The organism is Falsihalocynthiibacter sp. CO-5D18 (assembly GCF_041205445.1).
Taxonomy (GTDB): Bacteria; Pseudomonadota; Alphaproteobacteria; order Rhodobacterales; family Rhodobacteraceae; genus Falsihalocynthiibacter; species Falsihalocynthiibacter arcticus.
Genome location: NZ_JBGFCF010000087.1, coordinates 1 through 500, shown reverse-complemented (window position 1 = coordinate 500; position 500 = coordinate 1). Strand labels below are relative to the sequence as shown.

General features: G+C 55.0%; 1 protein-coding gene. It reads right to left on the bottom strand.

The genetic code is table 11. From position 1 onward, the window contains the following. Positions 1–15 precede the first annotated feature (15 nt). A partial coding sequence (locus tag AB9F27_RS22040) for an acyltransferase domain-containing protein (protein ID WP_369758224.1) occupies positions 16–500 on the bottom strand: 485 nt, incomplete at its 5' end.

Below are 500 nucleotides of genomic sequence, written 5' to 3'. Positions count from 1 at the left end.
AAGCCGCGCGCAGGCTTATTGTGTGAGGTAAAGCGCGGGTTGTGTCAGACGTGTTTCGCGCAAGGCCGCGGCAAGGTCTTTGTCAGAAGGATCGCCATAGCATAACATTGTTTTCACATCGAGGCCGAGGATGGGCTGTAGGATTTCGGCACCTAGATCAATCCAACGTGCGAATTCAGGCTCTTGTGCATAAAGCCCGCTGCCCATGTTGGGGTATTGGGCTCCTTGACCCGGGAACATGAACGACACCTCAGGCGATCCAGATAGGGCCGCATTGCGCGGCAAAGCCGCTTGACGCAATTTGGCAGCAACGGTGCCGTGGTCCTCGCCCGATACCGAGAGGCGATATTCGTATGGCGCTCTGCCGTCTTGTAAGGTGAATGCGATATCCGCCAAAGCAGGTGCCGTTGGTAGGTCAAGCGCATCCGCGAGCGTGTCTTTCATTTCACGCAACGCATCCTTGGATTTTGCTGACAAAACAAGTGTTTGCATGCTTGCTT